The organism is Vibrio sp. bablab_jr001, assembly GCF_016464285.1.
GTDB classification, from domain to species: Bacteria; Pseudomonadota; Gammaproteobacteria; order Enterobacterales; family Vibrionaceae; genus Vibrio; species Vibrio fluvialis.
The window spans coordinates 63,746-83,702 of the sequence record NZ_JACDWZ010000082.1 but is presented as its reverse complement, the minus strand read 5'-3'; the positions used below and the strand labels follow the sequence as shown (position 1 = coordinate 83,702).

Annotated in this window: 17 protein-coding genes; 7 read left to right on the top strand and 10 right to left on the bottom strand. The window is 49.5% G+C overall.

All coding sequences use genetic code 11. From position 1 onward, the window contains the following. The first annotated feature begins 48 nt into the window (after window positions 1-48). Complete coding sequence (locus JIG40_RS13160; protein ID WP_199465457.1) at window positions 49-1,881, top strand: EAL domain-containing protein; 1,833 nt, start codon at window positions 49-51, stop codon at window positions 1,879-1,881. 30 nt (window positions 1,882-1,911) lie between these two features. Here JIG40_RS13160 and JIG40_RS13155 read toward each other — a convergent pair whose 3' ends face one another. The 3 genes from JIG40_RS13155 to JIG40_RS13145 all read right to left on the bottom strand — a co-directional run bounded on the left by JIG40_RS13155 (window position 1,912) and on the right by JIG40_RS13145 (window position 4,479). Next, window positions 1,912-3,225, bottom strand: a complete 1,314-nt coding sequence (locus tag JIG40_RS13155; RefSeq protein WP_024375495.1) for a peptidoglycan DD-metalloendopeptidase family protein — start codon at window positions 3,223-3,225, stop codon at window positions 1,912-1,914. A gap of 176 nt (window positions 3,226-3,401) precedes the next feature. Then, a complete protein-coding gene (locus JIG40_RS13150) occupies window positions 3,402-3,701 on the bottom strand; it encodes an isoamylase early set domain-containing protein (RefSeq protein WP_020329655.1) in 300 nt (99 codons plus the stop codon). A 154-nt stretch (window positions 3,702-3,855) separates the two neighbouring features. Then, window positions 3,856-4,479, bottom strand: a complete 624-nt coding sequence (locus JIG40_RS13145; RefSeq protein WP_199465456.1) for a hypothetical protein — start codon at window positions 4,477-4,479, stop codon at window positions 3,856-3,858. Window positions 4,480-4,798: 319 nt separating this feature from the next. Here JIG40_RS13145 and JIG40_RS13140 point away from each other — a divergent pair, with 319 nt between their 5' ends. The 4 genes from JIG40_RS13140 (at window position 4,799) to JIG40_RS13125 (ending at window position 9,982) form a co-directional block, all read left to right on the top strand. Beyond that, window positions 4,799-6,475, top strand: coding sequence for a SulP family inorganic anion transporter (locus JIG40_RS13140; RefSeq protein ID WP_020329653.1), 1,677 nt, complete (start codon window positions 4,799-4,801; stop codon window positions 6,473-6,475). 377 nt (window positions 6,476-6,852) lie between these two features. Next, on the top strand, window positions 6,853-8,232 hold the full coding sequence (locus JIG40_RS13135; RefSeq protein ID WP_024375561.1) for a YjiH family protein: 1,380 nt from the start codon (window positions 6,853-6,855) through the stop codon (window positions 8,230-8,232). Between the two features lie 188 nt (window positions 8,233-8,420). Beyond that, a complete protein-coding gene (locus JIG40_RS13130; RefSeq protein WP_020329651.1) occupies window positions 8,421-8,888 on the top strand; it encodes a hypothetical protein in 468 nt (155 codons plus the stop codon). Beyond that, window positions 8,885-9,982 carry a GGDEF domain-containing protein gene (locus JIG40_RS13125; protein WP_038156739.1) on the top strand — a complete coding sequence of 366 codons (1,098 nt, stop codon included), beginning with the start codon at window positions 8,885-8,887 and terminating at the stop codon, window positions 9,980-9,982. Before JIG40_RS13130 ends, JIG40_RS13125 begins: the two co-directional genes overlap by 4 nt. A 50-nt stretch (window positions 9,983-10,032) precedes the next feature. Here the strand turns inward: JIG40_RS13125 and pstB are convergent, their stop codons facing one another. From pstB to JIG40_RS13105, 4 genes are all read right to left on the bottom strand, one after another. Then, window positions 10,033-10,782 (bottom strand): phosphate ABC transporter ATP-binding protein PstB, encoded by a 750-nt coding sequence (pstB, locus tag JIG40_RS13120; protein WP_020329649.1) that lies wholly within the window; start codon window positions 10,780-10,782, stop codon window positions 10,033-10,035. A 36-nt stretch (window positions 10,783-10,818) separates the two neighbouring features. Further along, window positions 10,819-11,682 carry a phosphate ABC transporter permease PstA gene (gene pstA / locus JIG40_RS13115; protein WP_020329648.1) on the bottom strand — a complete coding sequence of 288 codons (864 nt, stop codon included), beginning with the start codon at window positions 11,680-11,682 and terminating at the stop codon, window positions 10,819-10,821. A gap of 5 nt (window positions 11,683-11,687) precedes the next feature. Then, window positions 11,688-12,620 (bottom strand): phosphate ABC transporter permease subunit PstC, encoded by a 933-nt coding sequence (pstC, locus tag JIG40_RS13110; protein ID WP_024375556.1) that lies wholly within the window; start codon window positions 12,618-12,620, stop codon window positions 11,688-11,690. A gap of 89 nt (window positions 12,621-12,709) precedes the next feature. After that, complete coding sequence (locus JIG40_RS13105) at window positions 12,710-13,531, bottom strand: phosphate ABC transporter substrate-binding protein (protein WP_020329646.1); 822 nt, start codon at window positions 13,529-13,531, stop codon at window positions 12,710-12,712. A gap of 379 nt (window positions 13,532-13,910) precedes the next feature. On the opposite strand from JIG40_RS13105, the gene JIG40_RS13100 reads away from it, so the two are divergent. Then, complete coding sequence (locus JIG40_RS13100; protein WP_020329644.1) at window positions 13,911-15,554, top strand: methyl-accepting chemotaxis protein; 1,644 nt, start codon at window positions 13,911-13,913, stop codon at window positions 15,552-15,554. A gap of 62 nt (window positions 15,555-15,616) precedes the next feature. Here JIG40_RS13100 and JIG40_RS13095 read toward each other — a convergent pair whose 3' ends face one another. Continuing rightward, window positions 15,617-16,957: a DEAD/DEAH box helicase gene (locus JIG40_RS13095; protein ID WP_075989852.1), complete on the bottom strand. Its 1,341-nt coding sequence runs from the start codon at window positions 16,955-16,957 to the stop codon at window positions 15,617-15,619. A 314-nt stretch (window positions 16,958-17,271) separates the two neighbouring features. Here JIG40_RS13095 and JIG40_RS13090 point away from each other — a divergent pair, with 314 nt between their 5' ends. Further along, window positions 17,272-17,541 carry an Lpp/OprI family alanine-zipper lipoprotein gene (locus tag JIG40_RS13090; protein WP_154182849.1) on the top strand — a complete coding sequence of 90 codons (270 nt, stop codon included), beginning with the start codon at window positions 17,272-17,274 and terminating at the stop codon, window positions 17,539-17,541. Window positions 17,542-17,608: 67 nt separating this feature from the next. On the opposite strand, the gene JIG40_RS13085 is transcribed toward JIG40_RS13090, so the two are convergent. Continuing rightward, the gene (locus JIG40_RS13085) at window positions 17,609-18,535 is read right to left on the bottom strand and encodes a L,D-transpeptidase family protein (RefSeq protein ID WP_020329641.1); all 927 of its coding nucleotides are present in this window, start codon (window positions 18,533-18,535) and stop codon (window positions 17,609-17,611) included. Beyond that, a complete protein-coding gene (phrB, locus tag JIG40_RS13080) occupies window positions 18,525-19,952 on the bottom strand; it encodes a deoxyribodipyrimidine photo-lyase (RefSeq protein ID WP_020329640.1) in 1,428 nt (475 codons plus the stop codon). The genes JIG40_RS13085 and phrB overlap by 11 nt, the downstream gene beginning before the upstream one ends. Between the last annotated feature and the right edge of the window lie 5 nt (window positions 19,953-19,957).

Sequence of the window (19,957 nt, the reverse complement as noted above, 5' to 3'; positions counted from 1 at the left end):
ATCAATAACTTAGTTCTCTACATTATTAAACAACGTGAGTACTGAATTATGACTACAACATCACTGGCTAGAGATGCAGTTAGTCTGGATACGATTTCTGAGCTGATACTGTTGGATGGTAAGGCTTTGTTAGACAGGGTAACGTATACCCTGCACACCCATTTGGGCTCATTTTGTACCTGTATCATCGAACTGGATAAGTCACACTACAAAGCTCACAGTATTTCGTACGCAGCTGAACAACAACTGGTTGACAATGTGTGCTATCAAATGAAGGGCACGCCTTGCGAGCAAGTGTCCAAATCAAAGCAGGAATACTGCCTGTTTTCTTCCCAAGTTAGCAAAACGTTCCCCTACGATGACTTTCTGCATGATCATGGCATCGAAGCCTATCTCGGTATCCCTCTGCGCAGTAAAAGCGGTGAAGTGCTAGGAATATTGATCTCCACCTTCACCACTCCGGTGCGTGATGAAAGTGTGGTGGTGGAATATCACCGCATTCTGGCGCGGATCATTGTTCACAGCCTGAGAAACAAATGGCTCTCCGAACGTTCAGAAAGCCTGGTCAATCAGCTCAGCTACGAGGTTTCCCACGATAACCTCACCAATCTGATGAACCGCAACTATCTGTCCGACAAGTTGGAACGTCTGGTAGAAACCAGTAGTGAGCCGTTCACTCTGGCCTATCTCGACATCGATAACTTTAAATCAATCAATGATTTATATGGTCACTACATTGGCGACCAAATCATCAAGTTTGTTGCCAATGCTATTTTGCAATGTGTACGCGATGAGAATCTGACCTTTCGTATCGCAGGTGACGAGTTTGCTTTCATTACGTTTTCCAACGACCCACTCAGCATCTGTCGCAGCATTCTCGACAAACTGGATCAGGGCTACTTTGACCCGTCACACCGCATCAAGGTCAGCCTGAGTATCGGTATTGCCAAGAAATCGCACGACCCCATTTCCGCGGATCAGTTGATCCTCAATGCCAGTCTGGCGCTCAAAGATTGTAAGCAGAGCAACAACAGTCACATTCGTTGCTACGATACCCACCTGAGCAGCCAGTATCATCGCCGCACTCAGGTCATCAACGCACTACGCAGCGAGCTGGATAAGCTCTCGGTGGCTGATTCTGAAATCTATGTTGTGGTGCAGCCTATCGTGCGCCGCTGCCAGAAAGAGTGGAATTACTTTGAAGTGCTCTCGCGCTGGAATAGTGCGACCTTAGGTTTTGTCTCGCCGATGGAGTTTATCGAAGCGGCGGAGCAATCCGGTTTGATCATTGAACTGGGTGAAAAGATTGTTGAGTTGGCCTGCCAGGCAAAAGCGGAACTTGAACGCCAGTTTGGCTACAAAGTGAAGCTCGGTCTCAACTGCTCTGCACATGAACTGGCGAACTCTACCCGTTACCTCAACCACTTGATGGCAACCATCACACGCTACCATTTTGAACCGCGTGAATTCACCATTGAGCTGACCGAAACTGTGTTGCTGTCGCAGACCAATGAAGTGAAATACATCCTCGATAAACTGCGCGAACTGGGCTTTACGGTGGCACTGGATGACTTCGGTACCGGCTATTCGAGTCTGAACTACATTCACAGCTACCCGATCGATTGCATCAAGATAGACGCAACATTCATTCGTAACATGCTGTGTAATGAAACGGCTGAGCGTGTAGTGTGGTTGATTGTACAATTGGCGAAGCAGCTCAATGTCGACCTGATTGCAGAAGGGGTGGAAGATCAGGAGGCGCTCAACAAACTGTATGTGATGGGGTGCGATCAAATTCAGGGCTACTATTTTGCCAAACCGGAAGTCCCGACCAAAATTGTTCAGCAATGGCGTTCACTGCAGAGCCCCAAACAGGCATAAAAAAGGCCCTGCTCAGCAGGGCCTTTTCGTTTAACTTTCCGGATTGTCAGGTGAGCTGTTTGACGCCAGCAAACTCTCCTGATGAGCCAGCATTTTATCCAGTTCGTTGCGGCGAGAGACAAAACTGGCCATCTCTTTCTTCGGCACCGAATTGGCCATCGGAATGTTGGCTTTCATCGCATCGACCGGACGACCGCGCACAATCAACTCATAGTGAATATGCGGCCCGGTCACGCGACCTGTTGCGCCGGACAAACCGATGCGCTGACCACGTGATACTTTCTGACCTTTACGCACCAGAATCTTGCTCAGGTGCAGATAGCGAGTCATGTAAGTACTGCCGTGCTGAATCACCACGTAATTCCCCGCATAAGGGTGGTTACGGGTCATCACAACCACACCATCACCCGTCGACACGACCGGAGTACCAATCGGCGCAGCAAAATCCGTCCCGTTGTGTGGCGCAATGCGTCCAGTCACAGGGTGATGACGGTTAGGGTCAAAGCCCGAAGACATACGCCACTTCTGCGTGGTTGGATAACGCTGGAAGGCACGTTGCAGGCTTTCACCATTTTTGTCGTAATACTGGCCATCTTTGTACAAGTAAGCCGTGACTTCGTTGCTACGACTGAAAATCTTAATCGCCTGAATTTCACTGTTGCCGGTCATCTTTTCACCGACGAACTGACGCGACAGCACCACTTCAAAACGATCGCCGGCACGAATATCGCGCACGAAATTAATTTTATCTTTCAGCAGCGAAACGATCTGATCGATATCTGAGCTTCCTAACCCGAGTTGGTTCGCAGACTGAGAGAAACTGCCCTGAATCTCACCAATCAGCGGATACTCTTTCCACTTACCCGGGATTTTTACATCCTTGAACTCAAAACTGCCATCGTCAGTTCGAGCATACACCGCGCGTTCTACCAGGCTGAATTCCAACTCCATTTTGGCCAGAGAGTGTCCATCCTGACCTCGCCAAAAACGAAGAATGTTGCCCGGTTTTAGGGTATCTAACGCGAGATAGTTTAAATCGGTTTCCATTATCTTCATCAGCTCTTGGTAGCTAAAGCCCAACTGATTGAAGATTGTGCTCAGATTATCGCCAGATTTAATCTCATACTCATAATCCGGATACGAGCGTCGTGGTTCGGCCGTTTCCGACAGAATCGACTCCACGATTTGCGATTCAGGAATCGACAATTCGATTTTTCGTGGGTAAGACGGATTGCTGATTGAGGATGAGATAGCTGCCACTACCAGTAGGGATACACCTACAACTGAGACTTTCTTACGTTTTGAAAGCTCAGAAAATCGCAAATATAGAGACTTGGGTAGCACAATCTAACCTGTGGATAATGTTAAAAGAGCCCAAAGAGTAAGACTTTCTTACCAAATTGTCACCTGTGAAGTGTCAAAGAACCATTAAAAAAGGCACCAAAGTGCCTTTGTTTTTATCAGATTTGCTGCATAAGCAAGCACTTATATGGAGATTTAGTGCTTTTCCATGCTTACGCTCACTGATAGGTCTTAACCAGACAATTGTCTTCACCAAACCCATTGGGAATGTACTGATCAGCGTGGGCATCATTGACCCATTGCTCAGCATCCAGCAAATAGCGGAACTGAAATTCACCATCTTTTGGCAGGCGGGTTTTGAATTTGAAGGTGCCGGATTTGGCGACTTTCGTCATGGCTTCCGGTTGCCAATCTAAAAAATCGGCGACAATTTCAACCTTGGATGCCTCTTGGGGCACCTCCAGTTCAAATGTCACTTCTACTTCATCTTTGGTTTTAAAGAAACGCTTATTAATCATGGTAAAACTCCGTTTTCGTATGAATCATTCAGCTCGGCAGATTATAGAAAACCTGGTGCACATGCTCAATAAAGAACCACATTCTGATTAACAGCGTGTCAATGACAAACAGCCATTCCGACGCGTCCAAGCCGCTCCAGCAAGTGCAAAATTATTATCGAATTAACTGATATTTCTGCGATATCAAAAACATTATAGACACAAATTTTGTGGGTGGATTTGCAAACGCCTCATTCTCGCCGCGTGTGAGCAGAGAAACGTTAAGCTGAGCGTTGTTTTGCGTAACGGATTGTATCTCCACGCGATCTCCCAACCACTGGCTGTCGACCATCACCATACGCAAGCGCAGTTCATCATACTGGAACAACGCCAGATAGTTCATGACACCGGAGCCCTGATTCGATACGCGAATGATGCCAGCGTAGCCATAACGCTTCTCCTGCCCTTGCAGCGCCAACAAAGTGTGAGTGTCCAGCAACACTTGTCCGCGCTCGCTACCGGAATCGTAATTGCCCATCACCCAGCGGTGTTGATCGTCCCAGCGGTCGATCAGCGCAAAACTGGCGGCTTCTGGCACCGGGATGGTCAGAGGAGTCGTCACTTTTAACCCAAACAGCTGCTCAACAATCGCATCGGCTTGCGCTGACTGAACCGGAAATTTCGCCAGGATCTCTTCATCTGACAGCGAGAAACGGTATACCCCGGCAGCAATCACCAGTACCAGCAACACGATCGGAGTGAGTAAAATCAGAGGAATGGGTAGCCAGCGTTTTTTCATGTTCTTTCCGTTACAACAACTCTAAATGGCCCGCACTATACCCGAATCCGAACCAGATGCAGCCTCAGGTTTGGCAGAATGTGTACCACCCCAGATTTTTCCGCACCAGATTCTGATAAACAAATCATAACAAGGGTAACGTATCGGTTATCGATTCGATGAAACCAGGTTAATCAACTGATATTTAAGATAATTACCCTTGATGAATTGCCATGTTTCAGTCACCAAATTAGTGATATGGCTCCCACTTTACAGGGACAAAAATGAGCGTAGAATCCACCACGTTTTCATTTCCCTATTTTTAATAAGGTGATCGTTTATGTTTGCCATCTATGAATCCTATAAGGCGGGCTTACTTAAGCCCAAACAGTGGGTCACAAACATCAGTGCAGGATTGATAGTTGGGGTGGTTGCGCTACCGCTGGCGATGGCATTTGCTATTGCATCGGGCGTCAAACCAGAGCAGGGAATCTACACCGCCATTATCGCCGGTATCATTGTGTCGCTGTTTGGCGGCTCACGCGTTCAGATTGCCGGCCCGACTGGCGCCTTCATTGTCATTCTGGCAGGTATCGTCGCGCAATATGGTGTCGCCGGGCTGCAAATCGCGACCATGATGGCCGGGGTAATTCTGCTGATCCTCGGTGTTGCCAAACTGGGCAGCATCATCCGCTACATTCCTGATCCGGTGATTGTCGGCTTTACCAGTGGTATCGGCGTGATCATTTGGGTCGGCCAGTGGCAGGAGTTTTTTGGTCTGCCGGCCATTCACGGTGAACATTTTCACCAGAAGCTTATCGCCATTTTCCATGCTTTTCCGCAGTTTGATCTCACTACCACTCTGCTGGCGCTGTTTTCACTGGCCTTAGTGATTGGCGGGCCGAAAATTCCCAAACTGAATAAAATTCCCGGGCCGCTGCTCGCGCTGGTCGTCGTAACTTCACTGCAATTTATTATTGGTTTTGACGGCGTTCGCACCATCGGTTCTGCCTTTGGCGGGATTCCACAAGGTTTACCAGAGCTGTCGATTCCTGAGGTGACTTTCTCACAGATGATTCAGTTGATTGGCCCTGCCTTCGCGATTGCCATGTTGGGCGCGATTGAATCCCTGCTGTCTGCCGTCGTCGCCGATGGTATGGCGGGTACCAAGCACAATTCCAATCAAGAGCTGGTTGGTCAGGGCCTGGCCAACATCGTCGCGCCACTGTTTGGTGGCATCGCCGCTACGGGCGCCATTGCTCGCACCGCCACCAACATTCGTAACGGCGGTACCAGCCCGATTGCCGGTATCGTGCATGCGGCGACGCTCATCATCATTCTACTGGCATTAGCGCCACTGGCCGTCAACATTCCGCTAGCGACCCTGAGCGCTATCTTGTTCGTGGTGGCGTGGAACATGAGTGAAGCGCCCCACTTTATTAAGCTGGTAAAACGCGCACCAAAAGCTGACGTCGTGATCCTGCTGCTCACCTTTGGTTTGACCGTATTTGCTGACCTTGTGGTAGCGGTCAATATCGGGGTCATCATCGCCACACTGCACTTTGTAAAACGCATGGCATCGAGTGTCGAAGTAAAAGCCAACACCTCACACGAGCTTGGTCGTGAGCTGCAAAGCCACAATATTTCACAGTTACCCCGTGAAATTGCCGTTTATGCGCTGGAAGGCCCTTTCTTCTTTGCGGCCGCAGAAACCTTTGAACGCGTGATGAGCAGTATTCAGGAAACACCTGAAATCCTGATCATCCGTTTGAAATGGGTACCATTTATGGATATCACTGGCCTGCAAGCTCTGGAAGAGATCATCGAAAGCTTCCATAAGAAGAATGTTAAGGTGCTGATTTCCGGCGCAAATCCTCGTGTTACCCAGAAACTGCGCCGAGCAGGCATTGTGCAACTGGTCGGTGAATACCATTTCTACGAAGAGTTTGATGCTGCATTAAGTGACAGCCTGGCCGAGGTAGAGAGCCGCCACGCGGCAACGCCCCAGACCTCATAACTTTTCACTAAATATCCATAGATAATCGCAGCCCTTAAGTTCACAACTTAAGGGCTTTTTTCTGTCCTTCTTGTCGATAAATCGACCTCTCCTGTCCCCTTGCTTCATAAAACCCTTTAAGTCTGTGCCCAGGATCACACAAAATACACAAAGCGTTTTAAACAAATAATTAACCAGTGTAACAATGGCAAAACAAATCACTATGATTTGCACATCTCGCAGTGCAATGGAATGAATATTTAGCCCTTTTTAATGAATAGTATTGCAGACGCATTAAAAAATGGATATTCTTGCACGCATGAGTAAATACGGATGTTTAGTGAATTAATATGCCAGGGATTTGGATTTAATTGACTAGTGGTAACACGAGAGAAGTAATGCAAGATAACGCTCAAACCTTAGAATCACCGGTAGAGACCCGCTCTTCCGGCAACCTTTGGATGTTCCTGATCCCTTCACTGATCGGGGTATTCCTGTTTATGGCACCGATCAGTTACGACGGTTCGCTGACTATTCCAGTCGCCATTCTGGCTAAATCCATTCAGGCTCTGTTTGGTGACAGTCTGGTTGCTATCGTTACAACCATCATCGCTTTTATGTCGGTTGCCTCCGTTTTGACTAAAGTTTTCAAACCGGCATTCATTACCCAAAGCGCGTTCCTGAACAGTCTGTTCAACCCAAGCTGGGTTTGGCTGTGTGTACGTGTGATCGGTGGTGCAGCAGTGATCATGACTTTCTTCCAAATCGGCCCTAAAGCGATTTGGGAAGAAAACACGGGTGGTCTGGTCCTGGAAGGCCTGCTACCAACCCTGTTCTCTGTTTTCATTTTTGCTGGTCTGCTGCTGCCACTGCTGCTGAACTTCGGTCTGCTGGAGCTGATGGGTGCGCTGCTGAGCAAAGTAATGCGTCCGCTGTTTAACCTGCCGGGCCGCAGCGCAATCGACTGTGTGGCATCATGGCTGGGTGATGGCAGCGTGGGTATCCTGCTGACCAGTAAGCAGTACGAAGAAAAATTTTACACGCAACGTGAAGCGGCTGTCGTGGGAACCACATTCTCTGCAGTATCTATCACGTTCAGCTTGGTTGTTATTGCTCAGGTTGAGCTGGAACACCTGTTCCTGCCGTTCTACGCAGCCATCTGTCTGGCGGGCTTTGTTGCAGCGATCATCATTCCTCGCCTGCCACCACTGAGCTTGAAAAAAGACACCTACATCGACGGTAGCAAACCAAACCCGGATCAAGATGCGGTACCAGAAGGTCACACCTCATTCTCTTGGGGTATGGAACTGGCGCTAAACAAGGCGAGCAAAGTAAACTGCCTGAAAGCGGTATTCGGTGAAGGCGTACGTAATGCGGTAGACATGGTGTTCGGCGTGCTGCCTGTGGTTATGGGCCTGGGTACCATGGCGCTGGTTATCGCGGAATACACTCCAGTATTCTCTGTATTGGGTCAGCCGTTCGTTCCTTACCTGGAACTGTTGGGCGTACCAGAAGCAGTACAAGCGTCACAAACTATGGTTGTCGGCTTTGCGGATATGTTTATTCCAGCCATTCTGGCAGCATCTATCGACAACGAAATGACACGCTTTGTTATCGCTGCGATGTCTGTTACTCAGCTGATTTACATGTCTGAAGTGGGTGCACTGATGCTGGGTAGCCGTATTCCGGTTAACATTCTGGAACTGTTCATCATTTTCATTCTGCGTACTCTGATCACACTGCCTGTGATTGTGGGTGTTGCGCACCTGATTTTCTAAATCAGTTATTACCGCTATCAATGAAAGGCTCCTGACTGGGAGCCTTTTTTATATCTAAGTCATCCTAACCAGCCACTTAAACTAATCATTTAATCAATAATTCGTTTCATTGCTCAAACTCTCGCCTTATACTGCACAAAGAAACACAACAATAATGAATAATTCATCACCTGCAGAGGAACATCCTTATGGTGAGACGCTTGTCTATTATCTGGTTGCTGCTGTTTAGCCTGCACGCCGTTGCTGCAGATTTGACCATAAAAGTAGGGGAACAAGCATCACAGACGCTGAGCCTTGATCAGTTGCAAACTGTGCTGCCGGTAAACGCGTTTACCACTAAGCTGCCCTGGCTGCCCGAACCCCACACCTACACCGGGTTTACCATCACTGATTTACTCGATTACCTCAAGATTAGTCACGCCACGTCCGTCTCTTTGATTGCGTTGAATGATTATGTTGCCAAGATTGAGATGGCAGACTTGCGCCAATATCAGCCCATCGTGGCGTATTTTATGGATGGTAAGCCCATGCGAGTGCGTGATAAAGGCCCCTTCTGGCTGGTGTATGACCTGACCACGCACCCTGAAATTGATGAACCTATGCACTACACATTAATGGTCTGGCAGATTAAAGAGATACAGATTCACACGCGATGATTAAGCCGATACAAAACAAGATGCTCCATCCCCTGGTGCATCGTGCCAAGACATTACTGATCCTCGTCTCTGCTGTGCTCGTGGTGGCCAACCTCTACACGCTCAACAGCACGCGCGAGTTGGCGCGCTCCTATACTGACCGTCAGAATCAGGCCACGTGGTTTCTGTTTCAGCTGACCAAAGAGTTCACGGAAATGATGGCCGAGACGCCTTACGCACTCAACTCCAAGAAGAAAATGGAGCATGTGTGGCTCAAATACGAGCTGACCTGGAGCCGCTTTGATGTAATTCTGAATAGCCGTGAAGCCGAGGGCTTTATGGGGCTGGAAGGGACTTATCCGTTTTTTAAAAGTGCATTTGAAGACTTCAAACTGCTCGAACCATTGCTGATGGCGGCTCACGACAAGCCATCCATGGAACGTTTTCTGAATAAGTCGCAGGATCTCTATCAGCGCATCATCAGCTACATCAACGAAAACTTTAAGATTCAGAGCCCGATTTATCTACACCAGAAGCAGCAGGCATACACCCTGACGCAAATTCAGTTTGTGCTGATGTTTGTGCTGTTTTCGTGCATAGGCTTGGTGAGTTACATACTGCACGCCGAAGCGCGTTTTCACAAACTGCTGGCGCTGACTGATCCATTAACCGGACTTTCTAACCGTCTGGCGATGTTTGATGCTCTTAAGCGCTATACCGCGCAACAGTCGTTCTCGTTGTTGCTGCTTGACCTGAACGGCTTTAAAGCCATCAACGACACACTTGGCCATCAGGCAGGGGATTCCGTGTTACGTCAGGTCGCGCATCGTTTGGCGCATATTCCGACGTTCGATTACTGGGTATTTCGTATGGGCGGCGACGAGTTTGCCATCATTCTCGACAGCGTCGACCCCGATGATCTGGCGGGAATCCAGACGCTGATTGCAGAGTGCTTTGAAGCGGCTTTTGTGCTGCCGAGTAACGCTCCCTACCCGCTCAGCACCAGTATCGGCGTCAGCCGCTACCCTTACGACGCCATCGACATTAACCAACTGGTGCACATCGCCGACAAGAACATGTACCAGATGAAGTTCCAACAAAAAAGCCCCTCATAGAGAGGGGCAAAGTTACCATCGCTTTATAGTTATAATGAGGTCCTTCTCGCTTAACCGAAGTCACCATTTACGTAACCACGTGTACGGTCGTCTTTCGGTTCGTTGAAAATGATCTGGGTATCATTGTGCTCCACCAGTTCTCCCATCAGGAAGAAAGCAGTGCGGTCTGAAATTCGGCGAGCCTGTTGCATGGAGTGCGTCACGATAACGATCGTGTAGTTCTTCTTCAGCTCTTCCATCAGCTCTTCAATTTTGTGGGTCGCAATCGGGTCAAGTGCAGACGTCGGTTCATCCATCAGGATGACATCCGGTTCCATCGCGATGGTGCGCGCGATACACAGACGTTGCTGCTGACCACCCGACAAACCGAACGCGTGTGACTTCAGGCGATCTTTCACCTCGTCCCACAGCGCGGCACTGCGCAGTGAACGCTCAACCACTTCATCAATGTGTTTCTTGTCTTTCACGCCCTGAGCGCGCAGGCCGTAAGCCACGTTCTCATAGATACTCATCGGGAATGGGTTCGGCTTTTGGAATACCATGCCAACTTTGATGCGCAGGTCTGCAACGTCCACGTTGCCATACACATCTTCCCCATCCATGGTCAGTTTGCCGGTAATTTTTACGCCTTCAATCAAATCGTTCATGCGGTTCAAGCAGCGCAACAACGTCGATTTACCACAGCCAGACGGGCCGATCAGCGCCGTCACCTGACGCGTAGGAATCGGCAGGTTGATGGATTTCAGGGCTTGGTTTTCACCGTAAAACAGGTTCAGGTTTTCAATGCTAAATTTGTTCATTGTCTTAATCTCGTAAAATCTGTCAGTCGTGTTGGTTTAGTAAGTCGCCGTATTGAATCGCTTGGCGATCAATTTGGTAATCATGTTGATGAGCAACACGACGACGATCAGGACGGTAGCCGTACCGTATGCCTGATTCCACTCTTCGATAGTGAACAGCTCAGTGGTCAGCTTGTACAGGTGCACGGTAAGCGTACGGCCTGAATCCATCAGGGAGTCAGGAATACGCGCTACCATACCCGCGGTCAAAAAGACCGGAGCCGATTCACCGATCACACGACCGATACTGAGAATGACTGAAGTCATAATACCTGGCATTGCGCTTGGCAAAATCAGACGCCAGATAGTGTAGATTTTTGATGCGCCAAGGCCGTAAGAGCCTTCGCGGTAAGTTTGTGGCACAGCCATCAGCGCTTCTTCTGTGGTACGGATAATCACCGGCAGAATCAGAATACTCAGGGTCAGCGCGCCCGACAGAATCGAGAAGCCAAAGCCCAGAATCGCCACGAAGAATGTCATACCAAACAGACCAAAGATGATCGACGGAATACCCGCCAGCGATTCAGTACAGAAGCGAATCACTTTCACCAGTCGGCTGCCGACTTTGGCATATTCGGTCAGGTAAATCGCGGTCATGATGCCGAGTGGCGCTGCCACCGCAATCGATGCGATAACCATGTAGATGGTCGAGATGATCATCGGGAAGATACCGTGCTCATCGCCAGTACGTGTGTAGTTATCCGAAATGAAATGCCAGTCTACGTGCTGCAGGCCATTCGACAGGATGTACCAGATGATCCAGAACAGGAAACCGACCGTCAGCGCTGCCGCCAGCCAGATGAAGCTACGCAGCACGTTGTCTTTAAATTCACGAACTTGTTTTAGTTTTGCGCGATCCATGGTGATTACCTCGCTTTCTCACGGTTCAGGTACAGCAGTGCCGCGTTCAACATCATGATGAACACCAGAAGCACCACACCGGTCGCGTACAACGCATTTGCGTGCACACCGCTGGCGTACGACATTTCGATCGCGATGTTCGCGGTCAGCGTACGCGCTGAGTCCAGAATGCCCTGAGGCATCGCTGGCGCGTTCCCCATCACCATGATGATGGCCATGGTTTCGCCCAATGCACGACCAATACCCAGAATCACACCCGTCATAATACCGGAGCGAGCCGCAGGAACGAGCAATTTGAAAATGGTGTAAATGTTTGAAGCGCCGAGCGCCAGTGAACCTTCTTTGTAGGTTTTTGGTACCGCGCGAATCGAGGTTTCCGATACGGTAATCACCGTCGGCAGAATCATCACACCCAGTACGATGATCCCTGCGAGAATGGTGTTACCCGCCGGAACCTGAAAGATGTTTTGAATCAGTGGCACAATGATGACCAGGCCAAAGAAGCCATAGACCACTGAAGGAATACCCGCCAACAGTTCCACCGCAGGGCGAATCACATCGGCAACGCGTTTTGGCGCAATTTCAGCAATGAAAATGGCAGTGAGCACGCCAATCGGCACGCCTACGATAACCGCACCAAAGGTCGAAACGACAGAAGCGACGATCATCGTCGCCACACCGTACAATGCCGGTGGCAGCCAATCCTGGCCGAGGACAATACCCACAACACCCGCTTCTTGGAATGCCGGAATACTTTCCCGAATGATGAAATAGGCAATAACGGCTAAGGAAACAATACCGATTACTGCACTGGTTAAAAACAAACCGTGAAAGAGACGCTCTTTCCAGTCGATACGCTTTTTAGCGCGTAAACCGCGCTTTGATACTTGCGTCTTTGCACCGTTCATAAGCTTGTCACTATTGGTCGCGATGGTCATGTTCATCTCACTTGTCGAACGAGTCGAGGTGGATTGAAAACGCTCAGCCCTAATCAAGCGGGCTGAGCAAACTTATTAAATTTTGTTTCTTAGTTCACAGAGATGTAGTGGTGAGAAGCAACGATCTTTTGCGCTTCTTCAGACAGCATCCAATCCAGGAACTTCTGAGTTTCAGCCGATGGTTTGCCTTTCTTGTAAAGAACCAGGAACGGACGTGCTACTTTGTAAGAGCCGTTCTTCACGTTGTCTACAGTTGCATCAGTGCCATCTACTGACAGAGCGTGAACTGAACCGTCTACAGTACCCAGAGAGATGTAGCCGATTGAGTATGGGTTAGAAGCAACCATAGTTTTCAGACCGCCGTTACCGTTAGCAACTTGAGCGCGTTGAGAGATTGCTGATACTTCTTTACCAGAAATTTTCTTTTTCAGTTCCATGATTTCTTCAAATGCACCACGAGTACCTGATGCAGTGTCGCGAGTGATCGCAACGATTGGCTTGTCTTCACCACCGACTTGTTTCCAGTTAGTGATTTCGCCTTTGTAGATTTCTGAGACTTGTTCAGCTGTCAGACCCTTAACTTTGTTGCTTGGGTGTACAACAACTGCGATGCCGTCACGAGCGATAACTTCTTCAACCAAGTTCGATTCTTTCTCAGAGTCTTTCAGACCACGAGAAGACATGCCGATATCTGCGCTGCCGTTTTTCGCCGCTTTGATACCTGCAGAAGAACCAGGACCTTGAACTTCAATAAACACTTCCGAATTTTTCTTCATGTATGTTTCAGAGAAAACTTCCATCAGTGGAGTAACACTGCTAGAACCCACTGCAGAGATGGTTTCTTTTGCTGAAACTGGGTTAACTGCCAGAGCGCCTAGAAGAGCGATTGCACCGATTACTGTCTTTTTCATCACAATTTCCTTAAGTGGCTTTATTGCCGTTGTGTTTCACTTGAACGAGGGTCACTTTAGGCCTCGAATATGACAGTTGTGTTTCAGTTAATTGAAAAGTCGATGACAGGTTGAAATATTTGCAGCAGGAGAAAATTCTCTGGTTCGTAGATTTTTTTCTTCAAGTTGTTGAACTAACTCAAGATCACCAGCGTCATAGTGATAAATCACCCTTTTCAACTACATGAAAAGCATTGATTTTATTTCAAGTCATACCGCTAGAACTGAAAAGAATAAGTCAGATAAAAATCCGATTGAAATCTGACAGTTAGCGGATATTATCTTCAACCTACTTATAAAAAAGATAATTATTCCCAATTTATTTCAGAAGAGGATCACCATGCGCCAGTTGCTGAGCGGTTTGTCCATCAAACTGCAGGTTGTAGTACCGGTGTTTATCACCATGCTATTGCTGATTTCAGGGATCAGCTACAGCACATCCACACTCAAAGACGCGTTCCGCCAGATGTCACAATCCACGGAAACCCTAATCAACCACAAAGATGAACTTACCGAGATCATCGACAACACCTACGCCATGCGCATCAGCGCTATCTATAGTCTGTTCCAGCCAGAAGAGGTCAAAGTACTACCTTCTGTTCTACAGCAACGTCAGAGCGAAAACCTGAAACATCTCGATTCACTGGCTCGCGTACCCGGCATGACAGCAGAGATTGCCGAACTGCGCCGCGCGATGGAGCGCTACGTCGATTACTCAGTCAACACCATGATTCCGCTGTTAAACACCAAGCACAATCAGCAGCAAACCTCGGCCTCGTTTGAAGCCGAATACGAGCGCGCCACCGATGTCTACCGTGACGCCGGCCGTGACATGGTGAAAGCGATTCAGGCGCTGTCCGACAAACTGAACAATATCGCTCTGGACGATATTCACGCTAATGAAGCGCACAACCACAGCGTGATGGATATGTCGTTGATGGGGCTGATTGTCGTGTTACTTTTGGCAGCGGCCAGCAGTTGGCTACTGGCGGGCATCATCGTCACGCCAATCCGTAAATTGCAGCAGACCGTGCGTGAAGTCGCTCACGGTAACCTGCAAATTCAGGCTGAGGAAGAGGGAAACAACGAGATTACCGAACTGGCGCGTGATGTAAACGCCACCGTTTCTCAACTGCGCAAAACCGTGGATGCCCTGATTCGCATCAGTGTGGATGTCGCGTCAGCCTCGACCGAACTGGCGGCAGTGATGACTCAGTCGAGCGTCAATTCAGATCAGGAAAAGCAGGAAGTCGAACAAGTTGCTTCCGCAGTTAACCAGCTGGAAATTGCCGCAGGCACCGTCACGGATAACGCGACACGCGCCGACAGTGCAGCCCAGCACGCCAACCAACTCGCACAAAACAGCCTGACGATGTTTGAGCAAAGCAACCGCGCCAACGCCTTGATGACCGATAAACTGAGCGATGCAGCCCATGTGGTCACCAGCCTGAAAGAGCAATCGGAACGCATCGGGAAAGTCATTGAAGTGATTCAGGGCATTTCCGAGCAGACCAACCTGCTGGCCCTGAACGCCGCCATTGAAGCGGCTCGCGCAGGCGAAAGTGGCCGCGGATTTGCGGTGGTCGCCGACGAAGTACGCATGCTGGCAGCGCGTACGCAGGATTCAACCAAAGAGATCCAGGCTATCATTGAAGAGCTGCAGGACAAATCCGGTGTAGCGAACGACAGCATGACCTCCAGCCTGAAAATGCTGCAGGATAACCAAGCGTTGGCGGGCAAGGTCAGCGGGGCGCTGATGGAAATCAACCAGTCGATTGCCGAGTTGAGCGCGGTGAATACGCAAGTTGCCTCGGCTTCGGAAGAGCAGAATCAGGTGACCTCTGACATCAACCGCAATCTGGGTAACATCTATGAACTGGTGAGCCAGAACGTCACCGGCATTACTCAATCTGCCGCAGCCGCTCAGGAGCTGTCACAGTTGGCAGAGCAGCAGAAGCAGCAGCTAAACTACTTCCGCGTGTAAAACGTTGCCTCCATTTAGCAGACACAAAAAAGCCGCCAACTGGCGGCTTTTCTTTATCCGTATTACTCGTCGTCGACTTTCGGCGCCACTTTCTTCTTCGGAATGAAGACGGAATCACCCACGGCCACGTGGTCGTAGAAACCTTTATCGCGTTTAACCGGTTTCTTCGCAACCTTCTTCGCCTGCGGTTTCGCTTTACTACTTTGCGCTTTAGCCTTGTTCACCGGCTGACGTACTTTCAGACCTTTGAACTTGCCTTCCAAACCGTCCAGCACATCAAATTTAATGTCTTGCTTCAGGTAGGCTTCCACACGTTTAAAGCTGTCCCAGTCTTTCGGGCCAACCAGAGAAACGGCGTCACCTTTGTTACCCGCACGACCGGTACGGCCCACACGGTGGACATACTCTTCGGTGTGTTTTGGCATGTCGAAGTTAATCACGTGCGTCACGTTGGCGATATCCAGACCACGTGATGCCACATCGGTCGTCACCAGAATCTTAAACACCGCACGCTCAAACTGGCTCATGATGGTATTACGCTGCATCTGGTTCAGGTTACCGCTCAGCGCCACCGCTTTGAGTTTTTTCTCGTTCAGTTTGTTGGTCAAACGTTCGGTATCGTCACGGGTAGCGGTGAAGATGATCACCTGACGGTAATCCGCATCATCCAGCACACGCTCCAGTAGCGCTTCTTTATGATCCAAATGGTCACACAGGTAGAAACGTTGCGTGATGTCTTTGTGTTGCTCATTCGCACCACCGACCGCGATGTGCTTGGCATCGTTGAGCATCTCATACGCGATATCGTTGACTTGTGCGTGATCCAGCGTCGCGGAGAACATCAGTGTCTGACGACGACGGTGTTTCGCGGCGTTGTGAATGTGGCGCAATTGCGGCGCAAAACCAAGATCCAGCATGCGGTCTGCTTCGTCCAGAATCAGAGTTTCCAGACCTTCCAGGAACAGAGAACGATGCTCCAGATGGTCAGCCAGACGTCCCGGTGTTGCCACGATGAATTTCGGGCCACGACGCAGTGCTTTTACCTGATCGTTAAAGTTCTCACCACCCGTAATGAGGGTCGCGGTGTAGCTCAGGCCAGCCAGCATCGAGCGCAGCTCACCATACACCTGTTTCGCCAGTTCACGGGTCGGAACCAGAATAACACCTCGCGGATCACGAGCTGACAACGCTTTGGTCTTCAATGCTTTGTGAAGCATTGGCAGCAGAAAGGCTAGCGTTTTACCCGAACCCGTTTTTGAAGAAGCCAGAAGATCTTTTCCGGCCATGGCAACAGGAATGGCCTGCTGCTGGATTTCGGTCGCTTTCTTAAAATCAAAATGTGCCAGAGTCTTCAGTAAGCGATTATCTAAACCTAATTCTTTGAACTGCAAAGGATTCTCCAATATTGTTGTAGCGCCTTATACCGCAAGGCTAAGGTCAAAATAAAAAACGCAGTATGATAGCGCGAATAGTGCACAAATAGATAGAGATCACACAAAATAATCGCTACCCGGCGTTGAATGTACATCTGGTAACGACAGATCTGCTCTCAGCTTTGAGAGTAAACTTCAATTAATTGATTACTGGATAAAATTTTGGATTATTTTGACTTTGCTTAAGTAGGCGAAGATTAAAATAGTGTCTACACTTTAAATCGTCACTATATGGACAAAAAGGTATAGGGCGTAATTTGATAAATGTAAACAAGGAGTTCAATATGAACAAAATGTTAATCGCAGCTGCAGCGTCATCTGTACTTCTACTGGCAGGCTGTGCATCAGGTCCAGACGAAGCAACCACAATGAAACTGGATGAACTTAGCAATCAAGTCAGTCAACTTAGTGATCAAGTTGCGGCGATGAAAAATGACCACAACGCGGTAATGTCTAAGCTAAATGCAACTTCTGATGCAGCAATGGCCGCTCAAGAAGAAGCAGCACGTGCAAACGAGCGCATCGACAACATCGCTCAGTCGTACACCAAGTAAATCTTGTTGAAATAAAAAAGAGTCTGCGAATGCAGACTCTTTTTATTTGCTCAGAAACCGTAACCAGTCAGTCTGTTTCTGTGGCCGAGAAATCCGGGCTGACCACTTCAACGGGCACCCCATTCTGGGCCAGAATCACCGCTCGGGCTTTGGCATCCGATTTATTAAACTCCTGCATCCACCAGCTCAGTTCAATCGGCAGCGCGAGATCTTTTTTACTGCCATCGCTGCGGGTCAGAGGCTCATGCGCTTCGACAAATACGCTGCGATCCGGCTCCAGCGCCACTTTAACCGGTTCATCAATGATACGCACTTTTTCGCCGCGCTGTACCTGTTGGAACAGCCATTCAATGTCTTTCGGATCCATACGAATACAGCCGGAGCTCACACGCATCCCGATACCGAAATCTTTGTTGGTTCCGTGAATCAGGTATTCCCCATTGCCATACCCCAAACGCAACGCGTATTCACCCAATGGGTTATCAGGCCCCGCAGGCACTACAGCCGGCAGTTCGATACCTTTGGCGAGATACTCTTTGCGAATCGATTGCGGTGGCGTCCAGGTCGGGCTTGGCCGTTTCTGGCTGATGATGGTTTCCATCTCTGGCGTGTCACGACCAATACGGCCAATCCCAACAGGGAAAATATGCACTTTATGGATTTGCGGTTCAAAGTAGTACAACCGCAGCTCGGCCAGATTAACAACGATGCCTTCATACGGCACTTTCGGCAGGATTATTTGTGACGGGATCGTCAGCACAAACCCTTCCTGAGGTAAAAACGGGTCGACGCCTTTATTGGCAGCCATCAACGCCAGAAAGCCGACATCGTAACGTTTGGCGATGTCAGACAGCGTTTCGCCTTTCTCAATCACATGATACTGCGTATTGCCGACCATGCTGCTGCCTTCCATCGGGAAGTCATAAGTGGCTGCCCACACATTGGAGGCAAAACTGGCGGCAAGGGCCCCAATCACCAATAACTTACGCAACATGCTCTACATTATCCTTCGCTTCTTTATACAAGCGTAAGGTTACTTCTCTTTCAGCTTTGTGATCAACTATCGGCTGCGGATATAACAGAGAGTTAACACCGGACCATTTCCACGGAGCATGAATGTGCGCTTCAGGCACATTGGCTAATTCCGGAACCCACTGACGAATGAAGCTGCCGCTTGGATCGAATTTCTCGCCCTGAGTAATCGGGTTGAAAATACGAAAATAGGGCTGACCGTCACAACCGGTTGATGCACACCACTGCCAGCCACCATTGTTGGCAGCATAGTCGCCATCAACCAGTTGCTGCATAAAGTAACGTTCACCCCAGCGCCAGTCGATATGCAGATCTTTGGTGAGGAAACTCGCCACGATCATGCGCAGGCGGTTATGCATCCACCCTGTTTGATTGAGTTGGCGCATCGCTGCATCAACAATCGGATAACCGGTTTTACCTTCGCACCAGCGTGAGAATTTGGCCTCATCCTGCCACCATTCAAGCCGCGCTCCCCACTCAAGGAAGTCTTTGCTCTTTGACAGCTTTGGTTCAAACACCAACAAGTGTTGATAGAACTCACGCCAGATGAGCTCACTCAGCCAGGTTTGGGCACCTTCCGACAAAACGCCCATCTCAGTTTCAGCATAAACGCGCGCAATACACTGCCGTGGTGACAACGCGCCGATCGCCAGATACGGAGATAATGCACTGGTCCCCGCTTTGGCCGGAAAATCGCGCTGCTGTTTATAGTCGTCCAGCTGTTCCTGACAAAAGGCGCGCAAGCGGCGGCGCAGAGTGTCAAAATCCACTGGCCACAATTCGCTGCTGATGCGAGGGTGTGTAAACGGCTGCGCGGCATTCCAGACCAGAGCTTGCAGATCATCAGGCAGCGCGTGCTCTGGCGCTGCGCGGCTGGCACGAATAACCGGCGGAGTGAACTGGGTAAGCCAGGCGCGTTTAAACGGAGTGAACACTTTGAAATATTCCCCCTGTTTATTCAGCACACTGCCCGGCGCCATCACGCACTTGTCATTAAACGACTGCCAGTCGATGCCATGCTGCTGCAGACGTTCCGCTGCCAACGCATCACGCTTTTGCTCGTTGAGCTCATAGTCGCGGTTTGCCAGTACTTGGTTGGCACCTGATGCCACAGCCACTTGCTGCACCGCATCAACCGAATCGGCAAAGGTCGCCACTTCACGATAGAGCAACGGCACATTAAGCGCAGACAACTCTTCCTGCAGGGCAAACAGGCGACGATAAATCAAGTCAGCCTGAATGGGTGCCAGATCGTGCTGTTGCCACTGCTGAGGCGTAGCCACAAACAGCGCACACACAGGTTCGCCGCTGATCAGTGCCTCATTGAGAGCCGCGTTATCCACCGCACGCAGATCGCGGCGTAACCACACCAGTTTCATTGTCT

Excerpts from the sequence above, each read along its gene's own strand:
- pstB (WP_020329649.1), bottom strand. The coding sequence starts at position 10,782 with ATGAACAAATTTAGCATTGAAAACCTGAACCTGTTTTACGGTGAAAAC.
- JIG40_RS13085 (WP_020329641.1), bottom strand. The coding sequence starts at position 18,535 with ATGTTGCGTAAGTTATTGGTGATTGGGGCCCTTGCCGCCAGTTTTGCC.
- JIG40_RS13145 (WP_199465456.1), bottom strand. The coding sequence starts at position 4,479 with ATGAAAAAACGCTGGCTACCCATTCCTCTGATTTTACTCACTCCGATC.
- JIG40_RS13090 (WP_154182849.1), top strand. The coding sequence starts at position 17,272 with ATGAACAAAATGTTAATCGCAGCTGCAGCGTCATCTGTACTTCTACTG.
- phrB (WP_020329640.1), bottom strand. The coding sequence starts at position 19,952 with ATGAAACTGGTGTGGTTACGCCGCGATCTGCGTGCGGTGGATAACGCG.
- pstA (WP_020329648.1), bottom strand. The coding sequence starts at position 11,682 with ATGGATCGCGCAAAACTAAAACAAGTTCGTGAATTTAAAGACAACGTG.
- JIG40_RS13135 (WP_024375561.1), top strand. The coding sequence starts at position 6,853 with ATGCAAGATAACGCTCAAACCTTAGAATCACCGGTAGAGACCCGCTCT.
- JIG40_RS13140 (WP_020329653.1), top strand. The coding sequence starts at position 4,799 with ATGTTTGCCATCTATGAATCCTATAAGGCGGGCTTACTTAAGCCCAAA.
- JIG40_RS13105 (WP_020329646.1), bottom strand. The coding sequence starts at position 13,531 with ATGAAAAAGACAGTAATCGGTGCAATCGCTCTTCTAGGCGCTCTGGCA.
- JIG40_RS13160 (WP_199465457.1), top strand. The coding sequence starts at position 49 with ATGACTACAACATCACTGGCTAGAGATGCAGTTAGTCTGGATACGATT.
- JIG40_RS13100 (WP_020329644.1), top strand. The coding sequence starts at position 13,911 with ATGCGCCAGTTGCTGAGCGGTTTGTCCATCAAACTGCAGGTTGTAGTA.
- JIG40_RS13150 (WP_020329655.1), bottom strand. The coding sequence starts at position 3,701 with ATGATTAATAAGCGTTTCTTTAAAACCAAAGATGAAGTAGAAGTGACA.
- JIG40_RS13130 (WP_020329651.1), top strand. The coding sequence starts at position 8,421 with ATGGTGAGACGCTTGTCTATTATCTGGTTGCTGCTGTTTAGCCTGCAC.
- pstC (WP_024375556.1), bottom strand. The coding sequence starts at position 12,620 with ATGACCATCGCGACCAATAGTGACAAGCTTATGAACGGTGCAAAGACG.
- JIG40_RS13125 (WP_038156739.1), top strand. The coding sequence starts at position 8,885 with ATGATTAAGCCGATACAAAACAAGATGCTCCATCCCCTGGTGCATCGT.